General features: G+C 63.7%; 8 protein-coding genes. 5 read left to right on the top strand and 3 right to left on the bottom strand.

Annotation, left to right across the window (positions count from 1 at the left end):
- From EN984_RS18195 to rph, 3 genes are all read right to left on the bottom strand, one after another.
- On the bottom strand, positions 1-440 hold a 440-nt coding region (locus EN984_RS18195; protein WP_127383864.1), incomplete at its 3' end, for a non-canonical purine NTP pyrophosphatase.
- On the bottom strand, positions 440-850 hold the full coding sequence (locus EN984_RS18190; RefSeq protein WP_127269530.1) for a VOC family protein: 411 nt from the start codon (positions 848-850) through the stop codon (positions 440-442). The genes EN984_RS18190 and EN984_RS18195, both read right to left, overlap by 1 nt.
- A 183-nt stretch (positions 851-1,033) precedes the next feature.
- Positions 1,034-1,750, bottom strand: a complete 717-nt coding sequence (gene rph / locus EN984_RS18180) for a ribonuclease PH (RefSeq protein WP_056585385.1) — start codon at positions 1,748-1,750, stop codon at positions 1,034-1,036.
- Positions 1,751-1,948: 198 nt separating this feature from the next.
- Here rph and hrcA point away from each other — a divergent pair, with 198 nt between their 5' ends.
- From hrcA to EN984_RS18155, 5 genes are all read left to right on the top strand, one after another.
- Positions 1,949-3,031, top strand: a complete 1,083-nt coding sequence (gene hrcA, locus EN984_RS18175; RefSeq protein ID WP_023814157.1) for a heat-inducible transcriptional repressor HrcA — start codon at positions 1,949-1,951, stop codon at positions 3,029-3,031.
- Between the two features lie 24 nt (positions 3,032-3,055).
- On the top strand, positions 3,056-3,253 hold the full coding sequence (locus EN984_RS18170) for a hypothetical protein (RefSeq protein WP_023814156.1): 198 nt from the start codon (positions 3,056-3,058) through the stop codon (positions 3,251-3,253).
- A gap of 98 nt (positions 3,254-3,351) precedes the next feature.
- Positions 3,352-4,701: a sorbosone dehydrogenase family protein gene (locus EN984_RS18165; RefSeq protein WP_127267551.1), complete on the top strand. Its 1,350-nt coding sequence runs from the start codon at positions 3,352-3,354 to the stop codon at positions 4,699-4,701.
- Positions 4,702-4,975: 274 nt separating this feature from the next.
- Positions 4,976-5,593, top strand: a complete 618-nt coding sequence (locus tag EN984_RS18160) for a LysE family translocator (protein WP_127267552.1) — start codon at positions 4,976-4,978, stop codon at positions 5,591-5,593.
- A 194-nt stretch (positions 5,594-5,787) separates the two neighbouring features.
- Positions 5,788-6,463: pyridoxal-phosphate dependent enzyme (locus tag EN984_RS18155; RefSeq protein ID WP_127383863.1), on the top strand; the 676-nt coding region annotated here is incomplete at its 3' end.

The following is a 6,463-nucleotide window of genomic DNA, read 5'->3' as shown; positions in this document are numbered from 1 at the left end:
CCGCGATAATATTCGGCCTCGCCGTCGGGAAACGCCAGACAGATGACGGCAACGAAGCGTCCCTTGCGCTGTTGCGGCAAGGCCGCGCCGACCTCCTGCAACGCCACTTCGGTGCGCTGCATGGCCATGCCGAAATCTCTGCTGCCATCCGGGGTTTCGGCCCAGTTGGCGGTGTAGACGCCGGGCGCGCCATCAAGCGCGTCGACGCACAGGCCGGAATCGTCCGACAGCGCCGGCAGGCCGGTCGCCTTGGCGGCGGCGAGCGCCTTGATGTAGGCGTTCTCCTCGAAGGTGGTGCCGGTCTCGTCCGGCTCCGGCAGGCCATACTCCTTGGCCGACTTCGCTTCGAAGCCGAACGGCCCCATCAGGTCGGCGAATTCGCGCAGCTTGCCTTCATTGTGGCTGGCGACGACGATCTTCTTGCCATCAAGAGAATGCATCAAAGGCCCCAGATTCGTGGCTCGGCGAATTCGATCGAATTGCCCGAGGGGTCGCGTATATAGATCGAACGGCCGCCCTGCGGCCACTCGAATTCGCTTTCGATGGCGATCTTCTTCGCCGCGAGATGGGCTTTCCAGCCGGCGATTTCATCGCCGGTCGCCGTAAAGCACAGATGACCTTGGCCGACCGCGCCATGCGGCGGCACCGGCAGCCTGGCGTCAGGCGCCGGCGGCACTTTCGTCGCCTCGGCGTTGAAGACGAGCAGCACGCCCGGCCCGCAGCGGAAGAAGAGGTGGCGGCCGTCGACCTTGCCGAGGAGATTGAGGCCGAGGATGTCGGTGTAGAAGGTTTCCGCTGCGGGAAGATCGGTGACGTAGAGAGCGGATTCAAGGATGGCCGAGGGCGTCACGAGGCGCCCCCCTCTGGCCTGCCGGCCATCTCCCCCTCAAGGGGGGAGATCGGATGCCATTTCGGTATTCGCCAATCTCCGGCGTTGCAGGGTGCGCGACAACGCAGAAGTCGCCAATCTCCCCACTTGAGGGGGAGATGGCCGGCAGGCCAGAGGGGGGCGCTCAAACTCGACATCGAAAAACTAAGCCACCGCCATCTGCTGCAGACTCACCAACCTCTGGATGCCTTTCTTGGCCAGGCCCATCAAGTCCGCGAACTGCTCCTCGGAGAAAGGCTCGCCCTCGGCGGTGCCCTGGATCTCGACGATGCCACCCTTGCCGGTCATGACGAAATTGGCGTCGGTGCCGGCCGAAGAATCCTCGATATAGTCGAGGTCGATGACCGGCTGGCCGTCATGGATGCCGCAGGAGATCGCCGCGACATGGTCCTTCAGCACCTTGGCGACGCTGGCCATCTGGCGCGCTTCCATCCAGCGCAGGCAGTCATACAGCGCCACCCAGCCGCCGGTGATCGATGCGGTGCGGGTGCCACCATCGGCCTGGATGACGTCGCAGTCGACGGTGATCTGCTGCTCGCCCAGCGCCTGCAGGTCGACCACGGCGCGCAGGGAGCGGCCGATCAGCCGCTGGATTTCGAGCGTGCGGCCGCCCTGCTTGCCGGCCGAAGCCTCGCGGCGCATGCGCTCGCCGGTCGAGCGCGGCAGCATGCCGTATTCCGCCGTCACCCAGCCCTTGCCGGAATTGCGCATCCAGCCCGGCACTTTTTCCTCGAGGCTGGCCGTGCACAGGACATGAGTGTCGCCGAACTTCACCAGGCATGAGCCTTCGGCATGCTTGGAGACGCCGCGCTCGAAGGAGATGGCACGCATTTCGTCGAATTGGCGTTTGGAAGGGCGCATTCAGGCTGCTTTCTTGTCATTTTTCGGAATCTTGGCCGGCTTGTAACCGCATGGGACGCGTGGCGCAAAGGAAAATGGCCCGACGATCTGACTCAGACACCGGGTGATCTCACAAAGACACCGGGTGATCTCACACAGACACCGGGTTGCGCGGGTGCAGTGTAAGTCTATATCCTTGGGCCGGAGGTTTTTGGCCGTATGACCAAGGCAGTCGATCCCGCTTCGCAGTCGCCCGCGCTCCAGTCGCTCGACATGCGTTCGCGCGACATCTTCCGGCGCATCGTCGATTCCTACCTCAGGGACGGCGAACCCGTGGGCTCGCGCAGCCTGTCGCGCATCCTGCCGTCTTCGCTGTCGCCGGCCACCATCCGCAACGTCATGAGCGACCTCGAGCATCTCGGCCTGATCTACGCGCCGCACATTTCGGCCGGCCGGCTGCCGACGCAGGCCGGCCTGCGTTTCTTCGTCGATGCCTTCATGGAGCTTGGCGATCTTTCCGACGAGGAGCGCCGCGCCATCGAGGCACAGGTTCGGGCGTCCGGCTCGGGCGCGACGCTGGAACACATGCTGACCGAGGCCAGCCAGATGCTGTCGGGCATGTCGCGCGGCGCCGGCCTGGTGCTGGCCGCCAAGAACGAGGTGGCGCTGAAGCACATCGAATTCATCCAGCTCGAACCGACCAAGGCGCTGGCAGTGCTGGTGTCGCAGAATGGCGACGTCGAAAATCGCGTCGTCGAGCTGCCCGCCGGCATCACCGTCTCGCAACTGCACGAGGCCTCGAATTTCCTTAACGCCCATATACGCGGCCGCACGCTGGCCGAGGCGCGGATCGAGATCGCCCGCATCAAGGAAGAAACCAGGGCCGCGCTCGACACGCTGTCGCAGGACCTAGTCGAGAAGGGGCTGGCGGTGTGGGCCGGCGCCGATAGCGGCCTGCCGGCACGGCTCATCGTGCGCGGGCGCGCCAATCTGCTCGAAAACGTCACCGCCCAGGCCGACATCGAACTGCTGCGGCATCTGTTCGAGGACATGGAGACGCAGGACGGGCTTATCCAGCTGCTTGACCTCGCCGAGCAGGGCTCGGGCGTGCGCATCTTCATCGGCTCGGAAAACAAGCTGTTTTCGCTGTCGGGCTCGTCGCTGGTGGTGGCGCCTTATCGCGACAAGGATGCCCGCGTCGTCGGCGCGCTCGGCGTCATCGGCCCGACCCGGCTGAACTACGCGCGCATCGTCCCAATGGTCGACTATACGGCGCAGCTGATTTCACGCATGCTGCGCTGAGCTGATCCAACCGAGGAGACGATGATGGCGCTCGAAGAATTCAAGGCCCGGATCAGCCTCCTGCTGGAGGAGATGGTCAACCAGCCGGAAGACCAGCACGAGATCCAGGAGCAGTTGCGCGAAAAACTGCAGGAAATGCGCGCCATGGGCCTGCCGCTGCCGGCCGATCTCGTCGAGTTGGAAAAACGCCTCGACGACGATTTTTACGCCGCCGGGACCTGAACCGGGGAACCGGAAGCTTCCTCCACCTCATCATGTGCCGTGGAACGATCGACGAAACCGGTCGTTCCTGTTTTCACGCCCAAACATTGGAGGACCGAATGATGCGTTTTGCCGGCTCCGCACTTTCCGCCGCACTGTTTCTCTCGACCGCTTCATTCGCCCAGCAGGCGGACGAGCCGGTGCTGAAAGGCGCGGACGCCTTCGGTGACTGGCGAGCCGACAAGCCGGGCACACGCCGCCTGATCGAACCGGATGATCTGCCTAAGCCCTATGCCAACAGATCGACCTCTAACAGCGCCGGCGTTGCGGACATGCCGGCAGACGCGAAGCTGCAACTGCCGCCGGGATTCTCGGCCGAGCTGGTTGCATCCGGCATCGACAATCCACGCGTCGTGCGCGTCGCGCCGAACGGCGACCTGTTCGTCGCCGACAGCAAAGCCAACCAGGTCCGCATCTATCGCCTCGCCGAAGGCGGTGCGAGCCCTGTGCAGGACGGCATCTTTGCCGGCAGTCTCAAACGGCCCTATGGCATTGCCTTCTATCCGCCGGGCGCTGACCCGCAATGGGTCTATGTCGCCAATAGCGACAGCATCGTGCGCTTTGCCTACCGCAATGGCGACCTGAAGGCCTCCGGCGATCCGGAAACCATCGTCGGCAACATCCCGGCCAATCATCACTGGACCCGCGACATCGCCTTCTCGCCTGATGGCAAGACGCTTTATCTGTCGGTCGGCTCGGGATCGAATGTCGCCGAGCGCATGGGCAAGGAACCGAAGGGCGGCCTCGACGCCTGGGCGAAGTCGCAGCCGTTGGGTGCAGCCTGGGGTTCCGAAGACGGCCGCGCCGGCGTGCTGGCCTTCGATCCCGATGGCAAGAACGGCCGCATCTTTGCCACCGGCCTGCGCAACTGCTCGGGTATGACCGTGCAGCCGGCGACCGGCGCGCTGTGGTGCGTCGTCAACGAACGCGATGCGCTTGGCGACAATGTGCCGCCCGAATACGCGACCGTGGTCAAGGAGGGCGCCTTCTATGGCTGGCCCTGGTACTATATCGGCGACAATGAGGATCCGCGCCACAAGGGTGAGCGCCCCGATCTTGCCGGCAAAACGACCGTTCCCGATGTGCTGATGCAGGCGCATTCGGCTCCGCTCAACATCGCCTTCTACGAAGGGAAGAGCTTTCCGGCCGAATACAAGGGCGATGCTTTCGTCGCTCTGCACGGTTCATGGAACCGCGGCAACCGGACCGGCTATAAGGTGGTGCGATTGCTGTTCAAGGACGGCAAGCCGACCGGCGAATATGAGGATTTCATCACCGGCTTCGTCTCCAACGGCGAGGTCTGGGGCCGGCCGGTCGGTGTGGCGGTGACCATGGATGGCGCGCTGATCGTCACCGAGGACGGCAACGGTACCATCTGGCGTGTCACCCATGGCGACGGTCGCTCCTGATCTGCTTGGGTAGCGCAGGCCCCCTCACCCGGATTGCCAACCGAATTGCGAAGAGCAATTCGGGACAATCCGACCTCTCCCCGGCGGGTAGAGGAGGTAGGCGGGCCCGTGCTCGTCTCTTCTCCCCAGTGGGGAGAAGGTGGCCGCGAAGCGGCCGGATGAGGGGGCTTCGTGAGGCGAGGCCCCCGATATCTGGTGCAATAGAATCCGACCCCAGGGAATTCAATCTTAGCCGGTCCCATGCGACAAGGCATTCTGATCTGAGACGAATGCCATGACCCTTACCGGATTCCTCGCCTACAGCGCCGCCCTCGGCATCGCAGCCGCGATCCCTGGTCCCGGCATCACCGCGCTGGTCGCGCGTGCGCTCGGCTCCGGCTTCCGCTCGTCGCTGGCGATGTCCTTTGGCCTGATGGTGGGCGACATCACCTATCTGACCGCCGTGGTGCTTGGCCTCGCCTTCGTCGCACAGAGTTTCGGCATGGTTTTCCTGGCCATCAAATGGCTCGGCGTCGCCTATCTCGCCTTCCTCGGCTGGCGCTTCTGGAACAGCGGCATCACGCCCGAGACCGTCGAGGCCCGAACGGGCAGCGCGGGATTGCTGTCGAGCTTTGCCGCCGGCCTGACTGTCACGCTCGGCAATCCGAAGACGATGATCTTCTATCTCGCCATCACGCCGACCATCGTCGACCTGAAAACCATCACGCTGGCAGACTATGGTATCCTCGTCGCGCTGACCGTTGTCGTGCTGTTGGTGGTGCTGGTGCCGTATCTTGCGCTGGCTGCCAAGGCGCGCTGGTTCCTGAAATCTCCGCGCGCGCTCAAGGCGCTGAACCGCACGGCTGCCGGCTTCATGGTCGGTGCTGCTGCAGCGATTGCCGCCCGCCAATAGCGAGCTTTCGGCCAAAGCATTTCGCAAACAGGCCTTTGCGGGAAATGCTTTTCCGAGACGGCACTGTTTTAGACACAGGTCCCACTCGGATATTTTCAATCGACAGTCTATCTTGCACGGTCGAAGGTCCTATCTTGCCTGCAATTCCACTTGCCTGAAATCCTTACTCGCCTGAAGTTCTGGGAGCGAAACAAATGAAGAAGCCCGCCACATCAGCCCGCGTGCCCGGCCGCGGCCGCGTCTACGATTCCATCACCGACACGATCGGCGATACGCCCCTGGTGCGGCTCGACAAGTTCGCCCGGGAAAAGGGCATCGTCGCCAATCTCATCGCCAAGCTCGAATTCTTCAATCCGATCGCCTCGGTCAAGGACCGCATCGGCGTGGCGATGATCGAGGCGCTGGAGGCGTCGGGCAAGATCTCTCCCGGCAAGACCACGCTGATCGAACCGACGTCGGGCAACACCGGCATTGCGCTTGCCTTCGCCGCTGCCGCCAAGGGCTACAAGCTGATCCTAACGATGCCCGAAACGATGTCGATCGAGCGCCGGAAAATGCTGGCGCTGCTGGGCGCCGAGCTGGTGCTGACAGAAGGCCCGAAAGGTATGAAGGGCGCCATCGCCAAGGCCGACGAACTGGCAGCGACGATCCCCAACGCGATCATCCCGCAGCAGTTCGAGAACCCGGCCAATCCAGAAATCCATCGCACGACGACGGCCGAGGAAATCTGGAACGATACGCATGGCGAGGTCGACATCTTCGTCGCCGGCATCGGCACCGGCGGCACCATCACCGGCGTCGGCCAGGTGCTGAAGAAGCGCAAGCCCTCCGTGCATGTCGTCGCCGTCGAGCCGGACTCCTCGCCTGTTC

It is taken from the genome of Mesorhizobium sp. M7A.F.Ca.CA.004.12.1.1, from assembly GCF_003997835.1.
GTDB lineage: Bacteria > Pseudomonadota > Alphaproteobacteria > Rhizobiales > Rhizobiaceae > Mesorhizobium.
Note: the sequence above shows the minus strand (reverse complement) of the source record. Positions and strands in the feature narration are given on the sequence as shown.